Source organism: Dorea sp. 210702-DFI.3.17 (assembly GCF_020560825.1).
Classification (GTDB): Bacteria; Bacillota; Clostridia; order Lachnospirales; family Lachnospiraceae; genus Dorea; species Dorea formicigenerans.
Map to the genome: position 1 here is coordinate 1 of NZ_JAJCNB010000170.1, position 210 is coordinate 210.

General features: G+C 45.2%; 1 protein-coding gene. It reads right to left on the reverse strand.

Going from position 1 to position 210, the window contains the following annotated elements:
- Positions 1-16: 16 nt before the first annotated feature.
- The coding region (locus LI149_RS15365; RefSeq protein ID WP_227143649.1) for a LuxR C-terminal-related transcriptional regulator at positions 17-210 on the reverse strand (194 nt) is incomplete at its 5' end.

Here is a 210-nt window from a genome sequence, read left to right on the forward strand (position 1 = left end):
GAAAAAAATAGGTTACTCAAAGGCTACTGGTATCTAATGCCACCATCAGACGCGACAGCTCCGCCTGAGAATGAGTACCTGTTTTTTGCAATATCACTTTTAGCTGACTGCGTGCAGTTTCCAGGGTTGTGCCCCGCGCACACGCGATATCACTAATACTTTTATTTTTCAGCAAGGATTTCATGATGCTACATTCCGTGGGCGTAAGTG